Origin of the sequence: Tessaracoccus defluvii (genome assembly GCF_014489575.1) — a bacterium.
GTDB lineage: Bacteria > Actinomycetota > Actinomycetes > Propionibacteriales > Propionibacteriaceae > Arachnia > Arachnia defluvii.
In genome coordinates this window covers 1,405,161-1,428,402 of record NZ_CP060789.1, presented here as the reverse complement: position 1 = coordinate 1,428,402, position 23,242 = coordinate 1,405,161, and the positions used below count along the sequence as shown (strand labels likewise).

Annotated in this window: 21 protein-coding genes and 1 pseudogene; 17 read left to right on the top strand and 5 right to left on the bottom strand. The window is 71.0% G+C overall.

Annotated features, from left to right (window positions below):
* Position 1: 1 nt before the first annotated feature.
* On the top strand, positions 2-1,165 hold the full coding sequence (gene dinB, locus H9L22_RS06880) for a DNA polymerase IV (protein WP_187722131.1): 1,164 nt from the start codon (positions 2-4) through the stop codon (positions 1,163-1,165).
* A gap of 12 nt (positions 1,166-1,177) precedes the next feature.
* Here the strand turns inward: dinB and H9L22_RS06875 are convergent, their stop codons facing one another.
* The 5 genes from H9L22_RS06875 to H9L22_RS06855 form a co-directional block, all read right to left on the bottom strand.
* Positions 1,178-1,561 (bottom strand): DUF3040 domain-containing protein, encoded by a 384-nt coding sequence (locus H9L22_RS06875; protein WP_187722130.1) that lies wholly within the window; start codon positions 1,559-1,561, stop codon positions 1,178-1,180.
* A gap of 63 nt (positions 1,562-1,624) precedes the next feature.
* A complete protein-coding gene (locus tag H9L22_RS18710; RefSeq protein ID WP_187722129.1) occupies positions 1,625-3,133 on the bottom strand; it encodes a transglutaminase family protein in 1,509 nt (502 codons plus the stop codon).
* Positions 3,043-3,768: a transglutaminaseTgpA domain-containing protein gene (locus H9L22_RS18705; RefSeq protein WP_187722128.1), complete on the bottom strand. Its 726-nt coding sequence runs from the start codon at positions 3,766-3,768 to the stop codon at positions 3,043-3,045. Before H9L22_RS18705 ends, H9L22_RS18710 begins: the two co-directional genes overlap by 91 nt.
* On the bottom strand, positions 3,765-4,985 hold the full coding sequence (locus H9L22_RS06860) for a DUF58 domain-containing protein (RefSeq protein ID WP_187722127.1): 1,221 nt from the start codon (positions 4,983-4,985) through the stop codon (positions 3,765-3,767). Before H9L22_RS06860 ends, H9L22_RS18705 begins: the two co-directional genes overlap by 4 nt.
* Positions 4,986-4,988: 3 nt before the next feature.
* Positions 4,989-5,888: an AAA family ATPase gene (locus H9L22_RS06855; RefSeq protein ID WP_187722600.1), complete on the bottom strand. Its 900-nt coding sequence runs from the start codon at positions 5,886-5,888 to the stop codon at positions 4,989-4,991.
* Positions 5,889-6,111: 223 nt separating this feature from the next.
* On the opposite strand from H9L22_RS06855, the pseudogene mraZ reads away from it, so the two are divergent.
* The 16 genes and pseudogenes from mraZ (at position 6,112) to H9L22_RS06775 (ending at position 23,135) form a co-directional block, all read left to right on the top strand.
* Positions 6,112-6,545: pseudogene (mraZ, locus tag H9L22_RS06850) on the top strand (division/cell wall cluster transcriptional repressor MraZ).
* A gap of 114 nt (positions 6,546-6,659) precedes the next feature.
* Positions 6,660-7,619, top strand: a complete 960-nt coding sequence (rsmH, locus tag H9L22_RS06845) for a 16S rRNA (cytosine(1402)-N(4))-methyltransferase RsmH (RefSeq protein WP_187722126.1) — start codon at positions 6,660-6,662, stop codon at positions 7,617-7,619.
* Positions 7,540-8,160: a hypothetical protein gene (locus H9L22_RS06840; protein WP_187722125.1), complete on the top strand. Its 621-nt coding sequence runs from the start codon at positions 7,540-7,542 to the stop codon at positions 8,158-8,160. Before rsmH ends, H9L22_RS06840 begins: the two co-directional genes overlap by 80 nt.
* A gap of 254 nt (positions 8,161-8,414) precedes the next feature.
* Entirely contained in the window at positions 8,415-10,211 is a 1,797-nt protein-coding gene (locus H9L22_RS06835; protein ID WP_226966177.1) for a peptidoglycan D,D-transpeptidase FtsI family protein, read from the top strand.
* Complete coding sequence (locus H9L22_RS06830; protein ID WP_187722123.1) at positions 10,211-11,299, top strand: Mur ligase family protein; 1,089 nt, start codon at positions 10,211-10,213, stop codon at positions 11,297-11,299. The genes H9L22_RS06835 and H9L22_RS06830 overlap by 1 nt, the downstream gene beginning before the upstream one ends.
* A 2-nt stretch (positions 11,300-11,301) precedes the next feature.
* Positions 11,302-11,748, top strand: a complete 447-nt coding sequence (locus H9L22_RS20745) for a glutamate ligase domain-containing protein (protein WP_187722122.1) — start codon at positions 11,302-11,304, stop codon at positions 11,746-11,748.
* A complete protein-coding gene (locus H9L22_RS06820) occupies positions 11,741-13,174 on the top strand; it encodes a UDP-N-acetylmuramoyl-tripeptide--D-alanyl-D-alanine ligase (RefSeq protein WP_187722121.1) in 1,434 nt (477 codons plus the stop codon). Before H9L22_RS20745 ends, H9L22_RS06820 begins: the two co-directional genes overlap by 8 nt.
* Positions 13,171-14,241, top strand: coding sequence for a phospho-N-acetylmuramoyl-pentapeptide-transferase (gene mraY, locus H9L22_RS06815; RefSeq protein ID WP_187722120.1), 1,071 nt, complete (start codon positions 13,171-13,173; stop codon positions 14,239-14,241). Before H9L22_RS06820 ends, mraY begins: the two co-directional genes overlap by 4 nt.
* Entirely contained in the window at positions 14,223-15,692 is a 1,470-nt protein-coding gene (murD, locus tag H9L22_RS06810) for a UDP-N-acetylmuramoyl-L-alanine--D-glutamate ligase (RefSeq protein ID WP_187722119.1), read from the top strand. Before mraY ends, murD begins: the two co-directional genes overlap by 19 nt.
* A gap of 12 nt (positions 15,693-15,704) precedes the next feature.
* Entirely contained in the window at positions 15,705-16,940 is a 1,236-nt protein-coding gene (gene ftsW, locus H9L22_RS06805; protein ID WP_187722118.1) for a putative lipid II flippase FtsW, read from the top strand.
* A gap of 2 nt (positions 16,941-16,942) precedes the next feature.
* Positions 16,943-18,040 (top strand): undecaprenyldiphospho-muramoylpentapeptide beta-N-acetylglucosaminyltransferase, encoded by a 1,098-nt coding sequence (gene murG, locus H9L22_RS06800; RefSeq protein ID WP_187722117.1) that lies wholly within the window; start codon positions 16,943-16,945, stop codon positions 18,038-18,040.
* The gene (murC, locus tag H9L22_RS06795) at positions 18,037-19,488 is read left to right on the top strand and encodes a UDP-N-acetylmuramate--L-alanine ligase (protein ID WP_187722599.1); all 1,452 of its coding nucleotides are present in this window, start codon (positions 18,037-18,039) and stop codon (positions 19,486-19,488) included. The genes murG and murC overlap by 4 nt, the downstream gene beginning before the upstream one ends.
* Positions 19,485-20,216, top strand: a complete 732-nt coding sequence (locus H9L22_RS06790) for a cell division protein FtsQ/DivIB (RefSeq protein WP_187722116.1) — start codon at positions 19,485-19,487, stop codon at positions 20,214-20,216. Before murC ends, H9L22_RS06790 begins: the two co-directional genes overlap by 4 nt.
* Positions 20,217-20,321: 105 nt before the next feature.
* On the top strand, positions 20,322-21,473 hold the full coding sequence (ftsZ, locus tag H9L22_RS06785; protein WP_187722115.1) for a cell division protein FtsZ: 1,152 nt from the start codon (positions 20,322-20,324) through the stop codon (positions 21,471-21,473).
* Between the two features lie 79 nt (positions 21,474-21,552).
* Positions 21,553-22,044, top strand: coding sequence for a cell division protein SepF (locus H9L22_RS06780; RefSeq protein ID WP_187722598.1), 492 nt, complete (start codon positions 21,553-21,555; stop codon positions 22,042-22,044).
* A gap of 140 nt (positions 22,045-22,184) precedes the next feature.
* Complete coding sequence (locus tag H9L22_RS06775; protein WP_187722114.1) at positions 22,185-23,135, top strand: DivIVA domain-containing protein; 951 nt, start codon at positions 22,185-22,187, stop codon at positions 23,133-23,135.
* The last annotated feature ends 107 nt before the right edge of the window (positions 23,136-23,242 follow it).

Genomic DNA, 23,242 nt, shown 5'->3' with positions numbered 1-23,242 from the left:
GATGCGGGTGATCGCCCACGTGGACATGGACGCCTTCTACGCGTCGGTGGAGATGGCACGCAACCCGGAGCTGCGGCAGGTGCCGATGTTCGTCGGCGGCTCCACCCGCGGTGTGGTGCTGTCCGCCAACTATCCGGCCCGCAGGTACGGGATCACGGCTGGCATGCCGTCGAGCCGGGCCAGGCGGATGTGCCCGCAGGTCGCGGTGGTCCACCCCGACTTCGACCACTACTCGGCCGTCTCGGCCGGCATCCGGGAGATCTTCGAGGCGCTGACCGACCGGGTGGAGATGGCCTCCATCGACGAGGCGTTCATCGACCTGACCAGCGCGCTGCGCCGCCTCGGCGGAGACCCGGTGGAGATCGGGGAGCGGCTGCGGGTGCAGGTGACAGACGAGCAGGGTGTGGCCTGCTCCGTCGGCATCGGGCCGAGCAAGTTCATCGCGAAGCTGGCCTCGAAGCAGGCCAAGCCAGACGGGCTGGTGCGGGTGGTCGACGCCGAGGTGATCGACTTCCTGCACCCGCTGCCCGTCGAGGCGATCTGGGGTGTCGGGGAGGTCACCGCAGAGCGGCTGCACCGGCTCGGGCTCACCACGGTCCGTGACCTGGCCGCCACCCCCCGCGCCACGCTGCAGCGGGCCATGGGCGACAACCAGGGGGCGCTGCTGTTCGACCTGGCGTGGGGGCGTGACGACCGCTCGGTGCTGGCCCGCGAACCCGCGGAACACAGCGTCGGCTCACAGGAGACGTTCGGCCAGGACACGGACGACGAGGCGGTGGTGCGCACCGAGATCCTGCGCATGGCAGACCGGACCGCGGCCAGGATGCGGGCACAGGGGATGGTCACCCGGACGGTGACGCTGTCGGTGCGGTTCGCCGATTTCACCACCATCACCAGGACGGGGACCCTGCCCGCCTGGACGGATCGCACCAACGATCTGTACGCGGAGGCGGTGCGGCTGTTCACCAGGCTGAACCTGCAGCGGGCGCGGGTGCGCCGGGTCGGCGTCCGGGCCGAGAAGCTGGTCCTGAAGTCCGGCACCTACCGGCAGCCGGCACTGGACGAGCCCGCGCGCGGCTGGGAGGAGGCGGAGAGCGCCATCGACCGGGCGGTGCTGCGTTTCGGCCCGAAGGCGGTGCAGCGCGCCAGGCTGGCGCGTCGCTGACGGCGGACGGGGCTACTTGTCGCCGTGTTCGCGGCGCCAGCGCTCGTCGAGCCGGCTCATGAAGTCGGAACCCGAACCCGACGACGGTGTCGGCTTCGGACCGGCCGGCTTGCTGGGCTGCGGGGAGCCGTCTGCACGTGCCCACGAGGAGATGCCGAGCAGTGCGGCGCCGAGCATCACCAGGAAGCCCACGATGCTGACAGCAGGATGGATCTGGACCCCGATCAGCAGGGTGACCACTCCGACCATGAAGCCGAGGCCGGCGAGTGCGGCCTTCCTGCGGTGCACCCGCGTGGCCGCCGAACCGCTCAGGGTGTCGGCGAGCTTCGGGTCCTCGGCCATCAGGGAGGCCTCAAGCTGCTCCAGCAGCTTGCGTTCCTGTTCAGAAAGCGCCATCGGATCTCCCTTTGCTCACCGTTCGTATGTGCATTCTATGTCGCACGTCAACGCGGCCCAAGGTTACCTGCGACCCGGCCACAGGGAACGCGGCAGGAACCGCGCCCGGAGCCGCTGGGCGGGTGTCGCTGCCCGGTCGATGGCGTGCCGCAATGCTGTCACCTGCGCCGTCACCTGGGTGCCGGCGTCGCCGTCCCGGGCGAATCGGCTCCGCTCCAACGTCGACCCGAGGGCCGCGAACGCGGCGGCTCCCTGGGGTGGCAGCTGGGTCACCGCGGCGGCCGCTGCCCGGCCGGGGGAGACGGACGGCCAGGCCAGGGCATAGTCGGCGAACAGGGCTCCGGCCTCCGTCCAGGCGCCGTCGATGGCCGCCTCGGCGGACTGCCCGGGGCGGAGCCGCCGCAACCGCACGGCCACCCTGACGACCGCGGGGACGCAGCCGAGGACCGCGATCCCGAGCAGGACAGCCAGGATGGTCAGCGCGATGCGGGCCGAGCCCCCGCCCTGGCCGCCCGTCCCGGGCGTCGGCGTCGGGGACGCAGTCGTCGGGGGAGCCGTGGTCGTCTCCGACCCGGTGGGCGATGCGCTGGGTCCGCCGGTGGTGGTGGGCGTGGCGGTCGGGTCGGGCATGCCGGCGCCGTCGACAGCGGGGGTCGGCTCGAACGGGATCCAGCCGAGCGAATCGAAATACAGCTCGGGCCAGGCATGGGCGTCGTGCGAGCTGACCTCGAACGAGCCGTCCTCCAGTTGGGTGCCTCCGGTGAAACCGATCGCCATCCGCGCCCCGATGCCCTCCATCCGGGCCATGGCCACCATGGCAGCCGCGAAGTGGATGCAGTAACCGGAACGGTCCTCCAGCAGGAACGCATCGAGCACCGAGTTGGCGGCGACGGTCGGGGCGGTGAGCGTGTAGGTGAACTCGTCTGAGCGGAGGAAGTCCTGGATGGCCAGGGCCTTCCCTCCGGCAGTGGTGGCTCCGGCCACCACCTCGTTGGTCAGGGCGGTGACCTCCGGCGACAGGGACGGAACCGTCAGATAGACGGGATCGTCGACGGCGCCGGCTGCGGCCGTGGCGATCTCGTCGCGGTCCGCCGTCGGGACCACGGAGGTCACCGAGTAGTCCAGGTTGATGGTCTGTGCGGTCCGGTCGGCGCCGGAGGCGACGAGGGTCAGGGTCGCGGGATCGAACAACCATTCACCCGCCGCGTCGATGCGGCGCGGAGTGAAGGCGGCGGGCAGGTACTCGGAGCGGATGGGACCCATCGTGACGTCGAGGGTCACCTCCCGTCCCGGCTGCGAGGAGGCCCGGTCGAGGCCGAACCGGTTCAGCTGCATGGGCACCAGGCGCAGGCCGTCGTCCGAGAAGTCGGACAGCGCGACGGTGCGCAGATAGTGGGGTTCGCCGTCGTCGGACACGTAGGTCAACACGCGCGTGTCCTTGGGGCGCCGCAGGTCTTCCTCCAGATGCACCGTCGGGTCGGTCAACTGGATGGGACCATCCGGGCCGCCCTGGGTCCACGGGTGCTTCTCGCCGAGGGGGATGACGAGCGCCAGCACCAGGGACAGTGCCACGGCGCCGGCCCCCAGCGCAGTGACCGTGGCGAGGCGGGAGCCCTCGAAGGCGGCCCGCCGGGACACCGCGCCCGTCGCCGCGGGGTGCCCGCCGAACTGAACAGGACCAGGAGGTAGCCGGCGACGACGGGAAGGAGCAGAGCCACGCCGAGGTCGTCGACCTGCGTGATCGCGGCGATGCCGTAGGGCAGAGCGAGGGGGACGACCGACCAGCCGGGCTGCTCGAGGGTGTCGACCAGCAGGCTGACGACGATGAGCAGCACGCCGGCCAGGAGCAGGACCAGCCAGCCGAGCCCAGGCGTGAGGGCCATCGGTGGGACGCCTGCGCGGATGGCGGCCACGCCGTCGGCCGTCAGCCGCCGCAGCGCGGTGAGCCAGCCGCCTCCCGGGTCGGCGACGGCGAGTCCGCGCCACACCAGGACGGCGCCGACGGCCACCAGTTGCGCGGTCAGCGTCGCGAGCCGGGGGGCCCGCAGCAGCCCGAGGGCCAGGCCGACGGTGGCAGGGACGAGCAACACGGGCAGCACCTGCAGCAGCCAGTCGGCGCCGGTGACCAGCGTCGAGAGCGGGATCAGCGCAAGCCAGACGGCCGCAGCGGCCGCGGCACCCGAGAAGGGGTGGTGGACGTATCTCACGGCATCACCCTCCGCCACACGTCGGTGACGGTCTCGCCGGGCGCGTAGGTGACGACCTGCCAACCGTGGCCGCGCAGCATGCGCAGGGCATCGTCGTGTTCGGGTGACGGTCTGGACCATCGGTCCAGCTGCGGTGCCACCAGCAGCAGGCTCCTGGCCCGCCCTCCGACGGCGACCAGGGCCGCGGCGTCCGCGGCGTCCAGCCGGCCGGTGACGGCGATGAGCGCAGCCGCCGCCGTCCAGGACTCCGGATCGGCCACAGCGCTGCCGAGCCACGACTCGCCGGAGGGGGTCAGCTCGGTCATCGCCTCCAGCATCAGCTGATGGGCCCCCTGGCCGGAGTGCCCTGACTGGAAGACCGTGCCGGCGGGGCCGACGATCGAGACCCGGTTGCGGCCCTCGATCAGTCTCGCCGCCGCCGAGGTGACAGCGGAGATGGTCCACTCCAGCGAACCCCGCGGGCCGCCGCCCGAGTGCGCGAGCCGCCGGGTGTCGACGATCAGCGTGCTCGACGGATCCCAGGGATGTTCGTCGAGGCGGACCATCAACTCGTCTTTCTTGGCGGACAGTTTCCAGTGCACCCGCCGGATGTCGTCGCCGTGGCGGTGCTCCCGGACGAGGACGTCGTCTGCGCCCGCCTGGCCGATGCGCTGTGGCGTGGCGTCCCCCGAGGCGCCGAGCCCGTCGGCGCCGGTGTGCAGGGTGAGGTCCCACACCTGGGGCGTCACGCGCAGCGTCGCGATGGGGCCGCGCGCCGTGAAGGTGCGGTAGGCCAGCCCGAACGGGTCGCAGGCCCGGCCACGGAGCGGGCCGATGGGGAAGCGGCCGCGGTGCTCGGCGTGCAGCGTGTAGCCGACGGCCTGCCGCCAGGCCCCGAATCCGCGCGCGATGGTGAAGCTCGCCGGGTCCGCGAGGGCACTGGGCGCCTCATCGGTGAAGCGCAGCGCCCCGCCCTGCCCCGGGGACCGGTTGGTCACGTGCAGGACGACCCGGCTGGTCGAGCCGAGGGGCACCGTCGGGGGGGTCAGGGTGCGGGTGAACGTCACCCCGGGGGTGGTCCAGCGCAGATGGGCGAACGCGAACACAGGAAGGAAGGCGACGAAGAGGGTCACCCACAGCAGATCGCGCTCGCCGATCACCGCAGCGGCCACCGAGGCGATCGTGCCGAGGATCAGCAGGGCGAGCCCGCGGCCCGTCAGCCGCGTCCCATCGCGCACGCGCTACCCCCGCTCCGGCAGCCGCGTCGCGGAGATGATCTCGGAGACGATGTCGCCGGCATCGCGCCGGGCCACCTGGGCCTCGACCGTCGGCAGCAGCCGGTGTGCCAGCACTTCACGGGCGAGTTCCTGCACGTCCTCCGGGATTACGTAGTCGCGCCCGGCCAGCGTGGCGACGACGCGGGCGACGCGCATCAGGTGGAGTGAGGCCCGCGGGCTGGCCCCGAGTCGCAGGTCGGGATGGTTCCTGGTGCCCTCGACGATGGAGACGATGTAGTCGTTGATCGCTGGCGCGACGTAGACCTGGCGGATGACGGTGGCGGCCGCGGACACCTGACCGGCGGACGCGACGGGTCGGACCTCGGTGATCCGGTCGCCGGCGGCGTTGTGCGTGAGCATGGCGACCTCGGAGGCGCGGGCCGGGTAGCCCATGGTGATGCGGGCCATGAACCGGTCGCGCTGCGCCTCTGGGAGGGGATAGGTGCCCTCCATCTCGATGGGGTTCTGGGTGGCGATGACCATGAAGGGACGCGCCAGCTGGTAGCTGTGGCCGTCGACGGAGACCTGCGACTCGGCCATCGCCTCGAGCAGCGCCGACTGCGTCTTCGGGGAGGCGCGGTTGATCTCGTCTCCGAGCACGATGTGGGCGAACACGCCCCCGCGCTTGAACTCGAACTCCCGGGTCGACTGGTTGAAGACGGAGACGCCGGTCACGTCGCTCGGCAGCAGGTCGGGCGTGAACTGGATGCGGCGGAAGTCGCCGTCGATGGCACGGCCGAGGGAGCGGGCCAGCACCGTCTTGCCGACGCCGGGAACATCCTCGATGAGCAGGTGTCCCTCCGCCAGCAGCACCGTGACCGCCGTCCGTAACTGCTGCGGCTTGCCCTCGATGACGAGGGACATCTCCTCGATGATGTGCGCGGCGAGGCGGGCCACCTCGTGCAGCTGGGACGTGGGGGGCTGGGACACCTGAGCTCCTCCGGTAGCGGTCGCAGAAGTCCCCAGCGTACTGCCCACACGCCGTGGAGGAACACGGTCGGATGGACGCCAAAGTGGTGGAAAGTGGGGTACGGTGGGGCCCAGTGGGGCAAAGTGGGTGCTTAGGGGAGGAAGGAGGTGCCTGTCGATGTTTCTGGGGACGTACCAGCCGAGGCTCGATGAGAAGGGGCGCCTGATCCTGCCCGCGAAGTTCCGCGATGCCCTCGAGGCCGGGTGGTGATCACGCGCACGCAGGAGCGGGCGCTCGCCGTCTACCCCAGGGCGACGTTCGAGGCGAAGATGACCTCCCTCATCAGCGCCCCGAGCACGGTGCGGCAGGTCCGCGACTATCAGCGCATGTTGATGGCCGGGGCCAGCGACGAAGTTCCCGATCGGCAGGGCAGGGTCACGATTCCCCCGAGCCTTCGCACCTACGCCGGTCTGGATCGCGACGTCGTGGTGATCGGAGCGGGCGACCGCGCCGAGATCTGGGACGCCGAGGCATGGCAGAAGTACTCCGAGGCGGGCGAAGAGTCCTTCTCGGACATGGACAACGAATTCACCGCCCTCACGGGTTTGTGACTTCCCCGCGGGTGGCTCCCGTCCGGTACCGGCCCTGACTTCACTTCCCCGAAGCCAGGTCCGCCCGGGAGGGAACCTCCCGTTGGGACACCGATATATCTGAAGGGTCGACAGATGCAGGGTTTCACGGACGTTCACGATCCGGTCATGCGTGATCGGATCGTCGAACTGCTGCGCCCTGCCCTGACGCGCCCCGGCGCCGTCTACGTCGACGGCACGCTCGGCCTGGCGGGCCACGCCAGGGCGATCCTCACGGCCTGCCCCGAGGCCCGCCTCATCGGCATCGACCGCGACCTCGACGCCCACGAGGTCGCCCGCGAGCGACTCGGTGACCTGGCGTCGCGGGCAACCCTCGTGCACGCCGTCTATGACGAGCTTCCGGCCGTCCTCGCGGACCTCGGGATCGAGAAGGTGGACGCGATCCTGCTCGACCTCGGCCTCTCGTCGCTTCAGATCGACCGCACCGAGCGTGGATTCGCCTACCGGGTCGACGCCCCGCTGGATATGCGCATGAACCGCGCCGACGGCCCCACGGCCGCGGAGGTCCTCAACACCTACCCGAAGTCGGAACTGGCCCGCATCCTCAAGTGGTACGGCGAGGAGCGTTTCGCCGACCGCATTGCCGGGGCCGTGGTGGCCGCCCGCGACGATGCGCCGTTCGACCGCTCCGGACGGCTCGTCGAGGTCATCTCCGGCGCCATCCCCGCCGCCGCCCGCCACTCCGGCGGGCATCCGGCCAAGCGCACCTTCCAGGCGCTGCGCATCGAGGTCAACCGGGAACTCGAGGCCCTGCAGGGCGTCCTTCCCGCCGCCGTCGGCGCGCTCTCCCTCGGTGGGCGCATGGCCGTGCTCAGCTACCACTCCCTGGAGGACCGCGCGGTCAAGCGCGTCTTCGCAGACGGCGCCTCCGACCGCGCCCCGCGCGACCTTCCGGTCGTGCCCGAGAACCTTCGTGCCGAACTGCGCCTGCTGACCCGCGGCGCGGAACGGCCCGATGAAGAGGAGACCGCAGCCAACCCGCGGGCGGCTTCCGCCCGGCTCCGGGTGGCCGAACGGATCAGGGAGGCAGCATGAGGGCAGCGGCGCGCACCACGGGGAGCCGGGACGACCCGTCCTCGCACCCCGGGCCACCGTCTCGACCGTCGGCTTCGTCGGGATCGTCCTGGGGCTCATCACGATCGGCCTGGCCGGCGTGATGGTCGTCAGCACCTCCGTCGGCGCCCAGTCGCGTGACCTCACGCGGCTGCGCAGGGAGGCGACGCATCTCAGCTACGAGCGGGCCGCCCTCGAGTCGCAGCTGCAGCGACGTTCCAGCGCCAACTCGATCGCGCTGTCCGCCTCGCAGCTCGGCATGGTGCCCAACCCGTACCCGGCCTTCATCAACCTCGCCGACGGCACCGTCTCCGGTGACCCCACTCCGGTGACGGGCAACGAACTGCCCTACCTGCACGGACAGGCGACGGCGCCGGAACCGAAGCCGACCCCCGAGCCGATCACACCGGTCGACCCCGACCCGCAGGAGCCCGTCACGGCCGCAGCGGGCGATACGGCTGCCGACGCCACGACAGCCGACACACCCGCAGAGACAGCGGACTCACCCGCAGAGGGGGCCTGAGCATGGCCGAGCGTCGAGGCGGTTCTGCCGCACCCCGCCCCCCGCAGAAGCGCAGGCCGGCAGGGGCCCGTCCCTCGGGCGGCTCCGGTCGCGATGCCGCGTCCTCGGCGAAGACGGCCGCGACGCCGACAGGTCGGACGCCCGCCCGGAAGGCCACGCAACCGCGCCGGGAGCCCCGGCCCGCCGCCCGCCCGGCGACGCGGCGGCCCTCATCGGGCCGTGGCGCTCCGCGGCGCTACCGCAAGACGGTCCGGATGCCCATCGGGGAGACCCGCCTCCGCATCCGTGTCTTCAGCATCCTGGCGGCCGTCGCCATGGTGATCGTCGGCGGCAAGGCCGTCTTCCTCCAGGGGATCGACTCGAGCGCCTACGCGGCCACAGCTGCGGAGAAGATGCGCTACACCCAGGACCTGGCCGCCGCCCGTGGCACCATCACCGACCGCAACGGCGTCGTGCTGGCCACCACCGAGCCGGCTATGATCGTCTCGATCGACCCGAAGATCGTGCGGACCAATGGCGCCGACGAGCGCTACCCGATGACGAAGAGGAAGATCCAGGAGAAGGATGCCGCTCCCAACGCGGTCGCCGATCTCCTCGTCAAGCATCTCGGCGGCAAGAAGTCGGACTACCTCAAGGCGATCGACACGCCGGACACCCGGTACAAGGTCGTGGCGAAGCGGGTTCCTGCCGCCACCTACATCGCGTTGCAGGCCGACATGAAGGCCGGCATCGACGGCGACGGCAAGCGGCCCTGGTACGGCGTCTACTCGGAGTCCGACCCCATCCGCGTCTACCCCAACCGGACGGTCGCGGCGAGCGTCATCGGGTTCGTCAACGCCGACGGCAAGGGCGCGACCGGGCTGGAATACGCCCTCGACTCGACCCTGCGGGGCACCCCCGGCAAGCAGATGTTCGAGTCGTCCACCTACGGCCGCATCCCCATGGGCGACAACACCATCACGCCCGCCGTCGACGGCGCCGCCTACGAGCTGACCATCGACTCCGACGTCAACTGGATGGCCGAGCAGATCCTGGCCAACGGCATGAAGAAGGCCGGCGCCAAGACGGGCATGGCAGTGGCGATGGACGCCAAGACCGGCGAGATCCTCGCGCTCGTCAACAACCCCAGCTACGACGCGAGCAACCCTGGCTCCGCTGACACCGCAGACCTCGGCAACCGGACCGTGACGATGGCCTACGAGCCCGGTTCCGTGCAGAAGGTGCTGACCATGGCGGCGCTCGCCGACCAGGGCCTCGTCACCGCGGACACCCGGGTGGAGGTCCCTGCACGCATCGCGTCGGGGGACCGGTACGTCCGCGACTCGTTCGACCATGGCACCCTCAAGCTGACCGCACGTGGGGTCGTCGCCCAGTCGTCCAACATCGGCACCATCATGCTGGCCCGCCAGATGGAGAAGTCGACGCTGTCGGACTACCTCGCGAAGTTCGGGCTCGGCAGCAAGCCCGGCTCCGGCCTGCCCGGCGAGAGCACCGGCCAGCTGCCCGGCGGCGACATGCCCGACTACACGCGCGACCAGATCTCGTTCGGCCAGGGGCTGAGCGTCAACGCCGTGCAGATGACGGCGGCCGTCGTCGCCGCCGTCAACGGTGGGATCTACCACCAGCCGAGCATCATCGCGTCGGGCACCTACGCCGACGGAACGCCGGTGGACGTGGCGACCCCGACGTCGCGGCGGGTCATCTCCGAGGAGGCCTCCGCCGAGGTGCGCGAGATGATGGAGGCCGTCATCACGCTGAAGGAGGGCCGGGAGATCCCCGGCTACCGCACCATCGGCAAGTCCGGCACCGCCCAGCGCTACGACGCCGACTGCAAGTGCTACAACGGATTCACCGCCTCCTTCGTGGGCGCCGCCCCGGCCGAGGACCCGCAGATCGTCGTCTACGTCGTCCTCGACCAGCCCACCAACGGCAACCTCGGTAGCCAGCTCGCCCTTCCCGTCGTCAACGACATCCTGTCGATGATGCTGCCGCGCTACAACGTGGCACCGTCGACGACGGCCGCGCCGGACGAACCGCTAACGTACGACTGATGGAATCCCTGCTCCGCCCGGCCGGAACCCAGCCGGTCCGGCTCGCTGCCCTCGTGGAGGCGCTGGACCTGCTCGGCGACCCTGCCGGTGCTGAGCCGGTGACCGGCATCACGCTCGACTCCCGCGCGGTGCGGCCCGGCTGGATCTACGTCGCGTTGCCCGGCTCGCGGGCCCACGGGGCCCAGTTCGCCGGATCCGCCGTCGAGGCCGGAGCCGTCGCGGTCCTCACCGACGGCGACGGCGCCGCCCGGCTCCCCGGACTGGCCGTTCCCGTCCTGGTGGCCGCCGATCCCCGCGCCGCGGCGGGCGTCCTGGCGGCCCGCGTCTTCGGTGACCCGGCCACCCACATGACGATGTTCGGCGTCACCGGCACCAACGGCAAGACCACCACGGTCGCGCTGCTGCAGGCGGGCCTGCTGGCGGCCGGCCGGCTTCCCGGCACCATCGGCACCATCGGGTTCCGGCTCGGCTCCGAGGAGATCCGTTCCGCGAGGTCGACGGTCACCACGCCCGAGGCGCCCGACCTGCAGGGCCTGCTCGGCGTGATGCTGGAACGCGGCGCCGACGCGGTGGCCCTCGAGGTCAGCTCGCACGCGCTGGCGCTGCGCCGGGTCGACGGCATCACCTTCGACGTCGCCGCCTTCCTGAACCTCGGCCGCGACCACCTCGACTTCCACGCCGACCTCGAGGACTACTTCGAGGCCAAGGCCCGCCTGTTCGAGCCGGGCCGGGCCAGGGTCAGCGTCATCTGGACCGACGATCCGCGCGGCCGTGTGCTGGCGGAACGCATCCGTGCCCATGGCCGCAGCCGGCTCGTCACCGTCGGCACCGACGAGGCAGCCGACTACCGCCTCGACTCGTACCGGGAGGTGGCTCCGCTCGGCGGCCACGGCGTCGTGGTGCGGCGCGGTGAGCGCGTCGACCTGCCGCTGGCTCTGCCCGGGCGCTACAACATGATCGACGCCGTCGTCGCCCTCGCGATGCTCGAGGCCGCCGATGTCCCCACCGGGGCCGCGCTCGCAGGGCTCGCCGTCGCGCAGGTGCCCGGCCGGATGGAGCGCGTCGCGCTGCCGGACGGCGCCCCCTGACCGTGGTCGACTTCGCCCACACCCCGCAGGCCGTGGAGGCCGCCGTCGGATCGCTCTCCGCCGCAGGGCCCGTCATCACCGTGCTCGGCTGCGGAGGGGACAGGGACCCCGCCAAGCGCCCCGACATGGGGGCCGCCGCCGCGAGGGGGAGCGAGCTGGTGATCATCACCGACGACAACCCCCGCTCCGAGGACCCGGCCGCCATCCGTGCCGCCGCGGTCGCGGGAGCGAGCGCAGCGGGTGGGGCCGAGGTGATCGAGGTCGCGGGCAGGGCCCGCGCCATCGAGGAGGCGCTGCGGCGCGCCGACGGCAGTAATGTTGTCGCGATCCTCGGCAAGGGCCACGAACGGGGACAGATCCTGGCCGACCGGACGGTCGACTTCGACGACATGGCGGAGACCCGGGCAGCCTGGGCCCGCCTGCACAGAGAGGGAGACGCGGATGCGTGAACGTCTGCTGTCGGAGGTGGTCGAGCTCATGCAGCCGGCCCCGGTCGAGATGTTCGGAGACGACGTCGTCGTCGGCCCGGACGTCGTGACCGACAACCGGGCCGCCTCGCCCGGGGCTCTGTTCGTGGCGATCCCGGGGGAGCGGGTCGACGGACACGACTACGCCCCCGCCGCCGTCGCCGCAGGCGCGGCCGCCGTCCTCGGCACCCACACCACCGACGCACCTGTCGCCCACGTGCTGGCCGAGGACTCGGTCACCGCGTTGAGCTGGCTCGCGCGGGGCGTCGTCGCGGAGGCGAGGGTCCGCGGCCTCATCTCGCTCGGCGTCACCGGCAGCTCCGGCAAGACCAGCACCAAGGACCTTCTCGCGCAGATCCTCGAACGCGCCGGCGCCACCGTCGCCCCCGTCGGCTCCCAGAACAACGAACTCGGCGTGCCGCTGACGGCGTGCCGGGTCGACGACGACACCGCCTTCCTCGTCTCCGAGATGGGGGCCCGCGGGCTCGGCCACATCGCCTGGCTCACCTCGCTCGTCGGCCTCGACGTCGGCGTCTGCCTCAACGTGGGCCGTGCCCACGTCGGGGAGTTCGGCAGCCTGGAGACCACCGCCAAGGCCAAGTCCGAGATCGTCGCCGACCTCGCCGCCGACGGCTGGGCCGTCCTCAACGCCGACGATCCGCTGGTCGCGGCGATGCGCACCGCCACCCGTGCCCGCATCGCCTGGTTCGGGGAGGGCGACCTGCCCGACGGCGACCTGCGGGTCACCGCCCGCGACGTCGAGCTCGATGCGCTGAGCCGCGCCTCCTTCCGCCTGGTCGTCCTCGACGGCTCCGGTGAGCGCAGCGTCCCCGTGCGGCTGGGCGTCATCGGCCGCCACCAGGTGCCCAACTCGCTGGCCGCGGCCGCGGCGGCGCTGGCGGCCGGCGTCGACCTCGAGACCATCGCCGCCGCCCTGTCCGCCGCGACCACCCGGTCCTCCTGGCGGATGGACCTCGTGACGAGGGACGACGGCGTCCTCATCCTCAACGACTCCTACAACGCGAACCCCGACTCGATGGCCGTCGCCCTCGAGACCGCCGCCGAGCTGCTCCGCGGCTCGCGGGCCACGCACCCGACGGCGCGGCTGGTGGCCGTGCTCGGCGACATGCTCGAGCTCGGCGAGGCGGCGGCAGATCTGCATCTGGAGCTCGGCAGACGGGCCGCAGGGGTCGGTGCCGACGAGGTGGTCGCCGTCGGCGAACTGGCTTCCCAGGTGGTGGCGGGCGCCGTCGCTGAAGGGGTGGCCGCCAGGGTGGCTTCCCGCGACGACGTCGCCGCTGGGCTTAGTGTTGGCCCAGGAGACGTGGTCCTCATCAAGGGCTCCCGCGGCATCGGCCTCGAGAAGGTGGCGGCTTCCCTGGTCGCGACGGACGGAGTAGACAAGTGATCAACATCCTGCTGGCGGGCAGCATCTCGCTGCTGCTGTCGCTGCTCGGCACCCCGCTGCTGATCAGATTCCTGACGAAGCGCCAATACGGTCAGTTCATCAGGGAGGACGGGCCGACCGCCCACTACACCAAACGAGGCACCCCGACGATGGGTGGCCTCGTGATCATCGGATCCGTCGTGCTGGGCTACGCCCTGACGCACCTCCTGCGCTGGCAGACGCCCACCCTGTCGGGCATGCTCGTCATCGGTCTCGCCGTCGCGATGGGTTTCCTCGGCTTCCTGGACGACTGGTCGAAGATCGCCAAGGAACGCAGCCTCGGCCTCACCCCCCGCGCCAAGCTGGTCGGGCAGGCCATCATCGGCATCCTGTTCGCCCTGGCGGCACTGAACTTCCCCGACGAACGGGGCCTGACCCCCGCGTCGCCGGCCATCTCGTTCCTGCGTGACATCCCGTGGCTGTCGCTCTGGCCCGCCCTCGCCGTCGGCTTCATCGCCTTCATCATCATCTGCTGGGCCAACGCGGTGAACCTCACCGACGGCCTCGACGGCCTCGCGGCCGGCAGCTCGACGCTGGTGTTCGCGGCCTACACGATCATCAACATCTGGCAGTTCAACCAGTGGTGCGGCAGGGCCTCGACCGCCGGGCCGCTCTGCTACGAGGCGCGCAACCCGAACGACCTGGCCATGGTGGCCATCGCCTTCGCCGGCGCCTGCTTCGGCTTCCTCTGGTGGAACGCCAAGCCGGCGAAGATCTTCATGGGCGACACCGGCTCGATGGCGATCGGCGCGGCACTGGCCGGCCTGTCCGTCATGACCCGCACCGAGCTGCTGCTGATCATCCTGGGCCTCCTGTTCGTCATCGAGATCGGCTCCGTGTTCCTGCAGGTGAGCTACTTCAAGGCCACGAAGGGCAAGCGCATCTTCAAGATGTCGCCCATTCACCACCACTTCGAGCTGAAGGGGTGGCAGGAGGTCACGGTCGTGATCCGCTTCTGGATCATCTGCGGCCTGTGCGTGGCGCTCGGACTCGGCATCTTCTACGCGGAATGGGTGGTGGGGCAGTGACCCTCGACTGGATGGCGACGGCGAACCGGCTCTCCGACTGGGGGGCGGCCCATGTCGTGGTCGCGGGGCTGGGGGTGTCCGGCTTCGCCGCCGCCGACGGGCTGATGTCGCTCGGAGCCACCGTCACCGTCCTCGACGAGTCGACCAGGTACGCCGACAAGGCGACGCTCCTGGAGGCCCTCGACGTCACCGTGGTCCTCGGCGCCGGTGCGACGGCGACGCTGCCGCCCGGCACCGACCTCGTCGTCACCTCGCCCGGCTGGCGGCCGAGCGCGCCGCTGCTGCGGCAGGCGGCCGCCGCGGGCATCCCCGTCTGGGGTGAGACGGAGCTGGCGTGGCGCATGATGCAGCCCGACCGCGTCATCCCGTGGCTCGGCATCACCGGCACCAACGGCAAGACCACCACCACGCAAATGGTCGAGTCGATCCTCATCGCCGACGGCAGGAAGGCCGCGGCCGTCGGCAACATCGGCCGTCCCATCATCGAGGCGATCCTCGACGACGTCGACTACGACGTGTTCGCCGTCGAGCTGTCGAGCTTCCAGCTGCACTGGATGAACAGCGTCGCGCTGCATTCGGCCGCTGTCCTGAACCTGCACCCGGACCACCTCGAGTGGTACGAGGTGGACGACGGCATGCCGCTGTACGCCGCGGACAAGGCCAGAATCTACGAGCGCGTGACGCACTCCTGCGTCTACAACGTCGCAGAGCCGGTCACGGAGAAGATGGTCGAGGATGCAGACGTCACCGAGGGCGCCCGCGCCATCGGCTTCACCATGGGGATCCCCGCGACGTCGATGATCGGCATCGTCGACGAGCTGATCGTCGACCGCGCCTTCGTCCCGCAGCGCCGCGACTCGGCCCTCGAGCTCGCCAAGGTGGCCGACGTGCACCCGCAGGCGCCGCACAACGTCGCCAACGCGCTGGCCGCCGCAGCGCTGACACGCTCCTACGGCGTGGCGGCCTCCTCCGTCGCGGCCGGCCTGCAGCGCCTCCAACTCGGCGGCCACCGGATCCAGCAGATCGCGGAGAAGGGCGGGATCCGCTGGGTCGACGACTCGAAGGCCACGAACCCGCACGCAGCGAACTCGGCCATGTCGGCCTTCGACTCGTTCGTCTGGGTCGCCGGCGGCCAGGCCAAGGGGACGACGTTCGACGACCTCGTCGAGGCCCACCGCGGGAAGATCCGCGGCGCCGTCGTGATCGGCGTCGACCGGCAGCAGATCGCGGAGACGCTTGCCCGACACGCGCCCGAGGTCCCCGTCCGCGTGCTCGACACCACCGACACTGGGGTGATGGACGAGGTGGTCGCGGTGGCGGGCACGATGGCCCGGCCCGGCGACGTGGTGCTGCTCTCCCCGGGTGGGGCCAGCCTCGACATGTTCGACGGCTACGCGGACCGGGGCGACCGGTTCACGGAGGCTGTCAAGCGGTATCTGGCACGCGCGTAGGAAGGAGACCCCATGGCGTCCGACGCGACTTCCCCGGCGCGGCTCACCATCCGGTCTCAGGTCAAGGCCCTCACCGGCTCACCCATGGCCCCGTACTACTTCGTCGTCGCCAGCGTCGTCGTGCTGTCGGCGCTCGGCATCCTCATGGTCCTGTCCGCGTCGTCGGCGCTGGCCCAGTCCACCAAGGGCGACCCGTACTACTACGTGCTCCGACAGATCGGCTTCCTCGTGGCCGGGCTGGTGCTCGGCGCGGTGCTCAGCCGGATGAAGCCGACGGTGCTGCGGGGCCTCGGCTGGCCGGCCTACGTGCTCGCGCTGGTCCTCCTGCTGCTGGTGTTCACCCCGCTCGGCGTCGAGGTCTACGGCAACCGCAACTGGCTGAAGCTCGCCCCCGGGGTCCAGTTCCAGCCGTCCGAGCTCGCGAAGCTCGCCCTGATCGTCTGGGCGGGGGCGGTGCTGCACGCGAAGCGGAGCAGGCTGGGTGAGATCACCCAGCTGGCCATGCCGCTGATCCCCTTCGGCGCCCTGCTGCTGGCGCTGGTCCTCGCGGGCCGCGACCTCGGCACCGGCCTGATCATCGGCCTGATCCTCGTGATGATCCTCTGGTTCGTCGGCACCCCGCTGCGGATCCTCGCCCCGCTCGGAGGCGCGGCAGCAGCCCTCGTGCTGCTGCTCGTGTTCGGGTCCGGCAACCGCATGGCCCGCATCTCGATCTTCCTCGACCCGCAGTCGAACACCGACCTGTCGTCGCAGCCCATGGCCGCCGTCTATGCGCTCGCGACCGGCGGCTGGTGGGGGCTGGGGCTCGGGGCCAGCAAGCAGAAGTGGGGCGGCCTGAAGGACGGCCCGCACACTGACTTCATCCTCGCGGTGCTGGGGGAGGAGCTCGGCCTGTTCGGGGTGCTGCTGGTCATCGGCCTGTTCGCGCTGCTCGGCTGGGCGGGCTTCGAGATCGCCCTGCGCTCCGACTCCCTGTTCAACCGGCTCGTCGCCGCCGGCATCACCTCCTGGTTCGTGATCCAGGCCCTCATCAACATGGCCGTCGTCATGCACCTGCTGCCTGTGCTCGGCGTGCCGCTGCCGTTCGTGTCCTACGGCGGGACGGCGCTGCTCGCCTCGCTCATGGCGACCGGGGTACTGTTGGCCCTCGCGCGCGACACCCCCCAGGCGCGCGCATACCTCGCCTCCCGCAGGAAGTCGGCGCGCCCGCGCATGACCAGCGTGATGGCGGCGACCAAGGAGGACTGACGATGACCAACGTGGCGCTCGCCGGCGGAGGAACCGCGGGCCACACGTCGCCGCTGATCGCGACGGCCCAGGCGCTGCAGCAGGCGGAGCCGGGCGTCTCGCTGGTCTGCATCGGCACCCACAAGGGCCTCGAGACCACCGTCATCCCGGCCGCGGGCCTCGCGCTGAAGCTCATCGACCCCGTTCCGCTGCCGCGCACCGTCAACCTCGACCTCCTCAAGCTGCCCTACACCCTCACCCGTTCGGTCAGGCAGGCGCGCCGCGTGCTCCAGGAGGCGCACGCCGACGTCCTGGTCGGGTTCGGCGGCTACGTCTCCATCCCCGCCTACCTCGCCGCCAGGATCTCGCGGATCCCCGTCGTGGTGCACGAGGCCAACAAGCTGCCCGGCATCGCCAACCGGGTCGGGGCCCGTTTCGCTGCCTTCACCGCGACGACCTTCCAGGAGACCCAGCTTCCCGGCGGGAAGCTCGTGGGCATGCCCATGAAGCGGTCCATCACCCACCCGGAGCTGTCGCGGGCCGAGGCGAGGACCGCGCTCGGCGTCGACCCGGACCGCCCGACGCTCCTGGTCAGCGGCGGCTCGCAGGGGGCCCGCAGCATCAACGAGGCGCTCCTGGCCGCCGTCGACGACATCCTCGCCGCAGGCTTCCAGATCGTGCACGTCCTCGGCCCGAAGAACATGACCGACGACGACGTCGAGATCGTGCACCCGACGAGCGGTGCCCGCTACGTGCCGGTCGCGTTCGTCGAGGACATGGCGGTCGCCTACACCGCGGCCGACCTCATGCTGGGCCGCGCAGGCGCCGGCACCGTCATGGAGACGTCCGTCTCGGGCCTGCCCGTCATCTTCGTGCCGCTGCCGTGGGGCAACGGCGAGCAGGGGCGCAACGCGGCCGAGCTCGTCGCCGCGGATGCGGGTTGGCTCGTCGAGGACGCCGACCTGAGCGGGTCTAAGCTGGCGACGATGGTCGTCGAAGCACTGGCCGATCCGGAGCGGCTCGCGGAGATGTCGCGGCGCTGCCGGGGGACCTATCCGGCCGACGCGGCCGACGTACTCGCAGAGGCGGTCCTCGCGGCCGCCGGGAGGAAGACACACTGATGCTGCTCAACCCGATCGAGGTCGTTCCCGTCGACGAGGTCGGCCCCGTCCACTTCATCGCAGCCGGCGGCTCCGGGATGTCGGGCATCGCCCGGCTCTACGCCGACCTGGGCATCGAGACGACCGGCTCCGACCAGTCCGACTCGACGGCGCTGCGGTCGCTCGCACGCTCCGGGGTCACCACCTACGTGGGCCACAAGGCGGAACAAGTCGGCGACGCCCGCACGGTCGTCATCTCGTCGGCCATCCGCCCCGACAACGTCGAACTCGTCGAGGCCCGCGCCCGCGGCCTGCGCGTCTGGCACCGGTCGGCGGCGCTCGCGGCCCTGATGCAGGGCAGGCGATGCGTGTCGGTGGCGGGCACGCACGGCAAGACCACCACGACGGCGATGACGGCCGTCATGCTGGCCGAGGCGGGCCAGGACCCCAGCTACGTCATCGGCGGTCCGCTGTCGACCACAGGCGCCAGCTCGGCCAACGGCGCGGGCGAGGCCTTCGTCGTCGAGGCGGACGAGTCCGACGCCTCCTTCCTGCAGTACCCGACCGAGATCGCGGTGATCACCAACGTCGAGGCCGATCACCTCGTCAACTGGGGCACGCCCGAGGCCTACGCGGCCGGGTTCCGCACGTTCGCGACCGGCCCGACCGTGCGGCACGTCGTCATCAACGTCGACGACCACGGTTCCCGCGCACTCGCCGACGAACTCGCCGCGGACGGCCACCACGTCATCCGGTACGGCGAGGCCCCCGACGCCGACGTGCGCATCAGCGATGTCGTGGCCGCGGGGAAGGGCGTGTCCGCCACGCTGACCTACGGCGACGACGCCGGCACCATCACGCTGCAGGTGCCGGGCAACCACAACCTGGCCAACGCGTCGGCCGCCTACGCCGTCGGCCGCCTGCTGGGGCTGACGCACGACGCGGCCGTCGAGGCCCTCGGCCGTTTCGAGGGCACCCTGCGCCGCTTCCAGCTGATCACCGACACCGCCGGGATCCGCGTCTACGACGACTACGCGCACCACCCGACCGAGATCCGTGCCGCGCTGACCGCGGCCCGTCGGGCCACGGAGGCCGGCAACGAGGCGACCGGCCTCGACGGCCGGCTGGTGGCCTGCTTCCAGCCGCACCTCTACTCCCGCACCATCGACTTCGCCGACGAGTTCGGCGAGGTGATGACGCTCGCCGACATCGCCGTCATCAACGACATCTGCGGCGCCCGCGAGGACCCGGTCCCCGGTGTCACCGGCGAACTCGTCGTCGACGCCGCGGTCCGCCACGGCGCCAAGGAGGTCGTCTACGTGAAGGAGAAGTACGACCTTCCCGCCGCGCTCAACGACCTGGCCCGCCCCGGCGACCTGATCATCACTCTCGGCTGCGGCGACGTCACCATCGTCGGCCCGCTGCTGGCCGACCTGCTCGCCGAGCGCCCCGAGGCGTCCGGACGGTGAGCGTGCCCCTGCCGCCGGGCGCCTACGCCAAGGCGTTGCAGGAGAAGCGGTCCTCACAGAAGCGGCGGAAGTACCTGGCGTGGGGGATCGGCGGCGGACTGCTGGTCCTGGTCGCCGTCGCCGTCTACGTGGCCTACTTCTCTCCTGCGCTCGCCACCAGGAAGGTGGAGGTCGCAGGGGTGGGGCTGCTGACCACCGACCAGGTGACGACCGCGGCGTCCGTTGAGCTCGACGTGCCGCTGCCGCGGCAGGACCTGGCGGCCATCGAGGCGCGGGTCGCCGCGCTGGAGCCGGTGCGGAGCGTCGACGTCGAGGCCCTGTGGCCGGAGACCGTGCGGATCGACGTGGTGGAGCGGGAGACCGTCTACCAGCGGCGCCTGGGCGGCCAGGTGGAGTGGATCGACGCCGACGGCGTGGCCTTCCACCGCACGGAGGAGCCCACCGAAGGTGTCCCACTCGTCACGACCGAGGCCGAGGACCAGCGGCTGCTGGCCGACATCGCCACCGTCGTGACGCACCTGCCGGAAGCCGTGCGGGCCGATATGGTCTCCATGTCGGCTGAGGCGATCGACAGCATCACCGTCAAACTCAGCGGGAAGCGCACCGTCGAATGGGGCAGCGCGGACGACTCCGAGTTGAAGGGGCAGGTGCTGAGCGCACTCCTGTCGACCGACGCCCGCGCGTACGACGTGTCCGCGCCGCTGCATCCCACGACGGTTCCGCGCTGATCGCGACCGTCCCGGGCAAACCCTGAAGTAACACTTGAGGTGATTCGGCGCTCAATCGCGCGCGCCGATGGACGCTACCCGGCGGCCTCGCCTAGCCTTCACCCCATGGCTAGCGCATCTCAGAACTACCTCGCGGTGATCAAGGTCGTCGGTGTCGGCGGCGGTGGCGTCAACGCCGTGAACCGCATGATCGAGGCGGGACTACGCGGCGTCGAGTTCATCGCCGTCAACACGGATGCGCAGGCGCTCCTGATGTCCGACGCCGACGTCAAGCTCGACATCGGCCGGGAACTGACGCGTGGCCTCGGCGCGGGAGCCGATCCCGCGAAGGGCCGGCAGGCCGCCGAGGACCACTCCGACGAGATCGAGGAGGCGCTCAAGGGCGCCGACATGGTCTTCGTCACCGCAGGCGAGGGCGGCGGCACCGGCACCGGAGCGGCCCCGATCGTCGCGAAGATCGCCCGCTCACTGGGCGCCCTGACCATCGGCGTGGTGACCCGCCCGTTCTCCTTCGAGGGGCGCCGCCGTTCGACCCAGGCCGAGAGCGGCATCGAGTCGCTCCGTGAAGAGGTCGACACGCTGATCGTCATCCCGAACGACAAGCTGCTGCAGATGACCGACCACCAGGTCGCGATCCTGGACGCCTTCAAGCAGGCCGACCAGGTGCTCATGCAGGGCGTCTCGGGCATCACCGACCTCATCACCACACCGGGCCTCATCAACCTCGACTTCGCCGACGTGAAGTCGATCATGAGCCAGGCCGGCTCGGCCCTCATGGGCATCGGCTCGGCCCGCGGCGAGGACCGTGCGCGCGCAGCCGCCGAGATGGCGATCTCGTCGCCGCTGCTCGAGGCCAGCATCGACGGCGCCCACGGCGTGCTGCTGTCCATCGCGGGCGGCTCCGACCTCGGCCTGTTCGAGGTCTCCGCGGCCGCGGAGCTCATCGAGGCCGCCGCGCACGACGAGGCCAACATCATCTTCGGTACGGTCATCGACGACGCCCTCGGCGACGAGGTGCGCGTCACGGTCATCGCGGCCGGGTTCGACGGCGGACACCCGCAGAAGCGCGTCGTCGGCCGTCCCGCGGAGAGCAGGCCGATGATGCAGAGTCGTCCGGCCACCACGGTGGAGCCGCAGGCCCAGGCGCCGCAGGCGCAGCAGGCGCAGCAGGCGCCCGCGCAGCGCCCCCCGGCGCCGCAGGCACCCAGCCGCCCCGACTTCGACGACGACCTGGATGTTCCCGACTTCATGAAGTGATCTCGGCGCGTCGGTGCGTCGTGCGGCGTGCAGGAGCGTGGCTCACGCTAGCCTCGCTCCATAAGCCAACCAAGGAGGCATTGTGGGCGCTCGGAAGTTTGCCGCATGGCTGGGTCTCGTCGAGGACGGGCGCTACCAGAGCGATGAGGAACTGGAGATCGACGGCGACCTGACCGACGACGTGTACGTCGAGGACGAGCCGAGCCAGGAGATCAGCCGCGTGTCGCCGTTGCCGACGCGTCGTCCCAAGCCTGTGCCCCCGACCGCCGCGGTGCAGAAGGAGATGGCAGACCTGAGCCGCATCGTCAGCGTCCGCCCGCGCTCCTACAACGAGGCCCGCATCATCGGCGAGAACTTCCGGGACGGGATCCCGGTCATCATGAACCTCGCCGAGATGGAGGAGGGCGAGGACAAGCGCCTCGTCGACTTCGCCGCCGGCCTGATCTTCGGACTCCGTGGCAACATCGAGCGGATCCACAACAAGGTTTTCCTCCTGTGCCCCGAGCACCTGGTCGTGGGCCCGGAGGACAAGGAACGACTTGCCACCGGCGGGTTCTACAACCAGAGCTGAGTGCCGCCCGCCGCGTGCACATCACGCGGGCGGCATCCCTCAACCCCTACATGAGGCTCTGGCAGATCCGGCGGGCGCTAGGCTAACCTGAACCAGCCGGCGTGAGTCGGCCCTTCTATTGGACGATTCTTGGAGCAACTATGAGCCTGACCCTGGACGAGGTCCGTCAGATCCGCTTCCGCATGACCCGTCGCGGCGAACTGGGATATCAGGTGGTCGACGTCGACACCTTCATCGATCGGGTCGAGGCGACCTTCGATGAGATGGAGAAGGAGCGCGAGCGTCTCCGCCGCGAGGTCGACTCGGCCCAGAACACCGCAGTGTCGCCTGCCGTCGTCACCGACGACTCCGCGCTGCGCGAGGCGGTCCAGGAGAAGGACAACGAGATCTCCGGCCTCCGCGGCGAGGTCCAGCGCCTCACCGAGGCCCTCACGCAGGGCAGCAACGCCTCCGCCGCCCAGCAGGCCGCGGAGCAGCGGGTCCGCGAGCTGACCGCCCAGAACGATCAGCTGCGCAACCAGCTCGACCAGGTCCGCGCCGAGTACGACCGTGCCCGCTCCGAGCGTGTCACGTCCGTCGCCGGTGGGCCCCAGACGCTCACCGTCACCTCCAGCGAGGAGGCTGCCCCGGCCGTCACCCGCCTGCTGCAGATGGCGACCGACCAGGCCACGACGCTCGTCAACGAGGCGCAGACCGAGGCTCAGCGGAAGATCGACGAGGCCGAGCTGCGCGCCAACGAGATCAAGACGGATGCCCGCACCAAGGCGGAGCGCGTCGAGTCCGAGGCGCGCGTCAACGCCGAGCAGATGACACGCGAGGCGGAGTCCCGCGCCGCGGCCGTCGACCAGCAGGCCAACCAGCGCCGCAACGAGCTGTTCGCCGACCTCGAGCGCGAGCAGCACGAACTGGCAGGCAAGGTCAGCTCCCTGCGCACCTTCGAGACGTCGTTCCGCGAGAACCTCACCGGCACGCTGAGCGAACTGCTCGCCACCGTCACCGAGGCGAAGGCAGAACCGGCCGACGTGCCGGAGCTCGCCCGCCCCGCCTCGGACACTCCGCGCCTGGACGCCCTCGCCGGCGAACAGGGCTGAGCCGACACCTTCAGAAGAGGCGAGCCCGCACCGCACGGTGCGGGCTCGCCTCATGGTTTCCGCCGGACCGTGGCGCGACTTGCGTTACCCGTGAAGTGGTGTATGTT

What these genes read in the sequence shown, in the direction of transcription:
- dinB (WP_187722131.1), top strand. Translation starts at nt 2, where the DNA reads ATGCGGGTGATCGCCCACGTGGACATGGACGCCTTCTACGCGTCGGTG.
- H9L22_RS06875 (WP_187722130.1), bottom strand. Translation starts at nt 1,561, where the DNA reads ATGGCGCTTTCTGAACAGGAACGCAAGCTGCTGGAGCAGCTTGAGGCC.
- H9L22_RS06855 (WP_187722600.1), bottom strand. Translation starts at nt 5,888, where the DNA reads ATGTCCCTCGTCATCGAGGGCAAGCCGCAGCAGTTACGGACGGCGGTC.
- rsmH (WP_187722126.1), top strand. Translation starts at nt 6,660, where the DNA reads ATGCAGGGTTTCACGGACGTTCACGATCCGGTCATGCGTGATCGGATC.
- H9L22_RS06840 (WP_187722125.1), top strand. Translation starts at nt 7,540, where the DNA reads ATGAAGAGGAGACCGCAGCCAACCCGCGGGCGGCTTCCGCCCGGCTCC.
- H9L22_RS06835 (WP_226966177.1), top strand. Translation starts at nt 8,415, where the DNA reads ATGCCCATCGGGGAGACCCGCCTCCGCATCCGTGTCTTCAGCATCCTG.
- H9L22_RS06830 (WP_187722123.1), top strand. Translation starts at nt 10,211, where the DNA reads ATGGAATCCCTGCTCCGCCCGGCCGGAACCCAGCCGGTCCGGCTCGCT.
- H9L22_RS06820 (WP_187722121.1), top strand. Translation starts at nt 11,741, where the DNA reads ATGCGTGAACGTCTGCTGTCGGAGGTGGTCGAGCTCATGCAGCCGGCC.
- murD (WP_187722119.1), top strand. Translation starts at nt 14,223, where the DNA reads ATGGGTGGTGGGGCAGTGACCCTCGACTGGATGGCGACGGCGAACCGG.
- ftsW (WP_187722118.1), top strand. Translation starts at nt 15,705, where the DNA reads ATGGCGTCCGACGCGACTTCCCCGGCGCGGCTCACCATCCGGTCTCAG.
- murG (WP_187722117.1), top strand. Translation starts at nt 16,943, where the DNA reads ATGACCAACGTGGCGCTCGCCGGCGGAGGAACCGCGGGCCACACGTCG.
- ftsZ (WP_187722115.1), top strand. Translation starts at nt 20,322, where the DNA reads ATGGCTAGCGCATCTCAGAACTACCTCGCGGTGATCAAGGTCGTCGGT.
- H9L22_RS06775 (WP_187722114.1), top strand. Translation starts at nt 22,185, where the DNA reads ATGAGCCTGACCCTGGACGAGGTCCGTCAGATCCGCTTCCGCATGACC.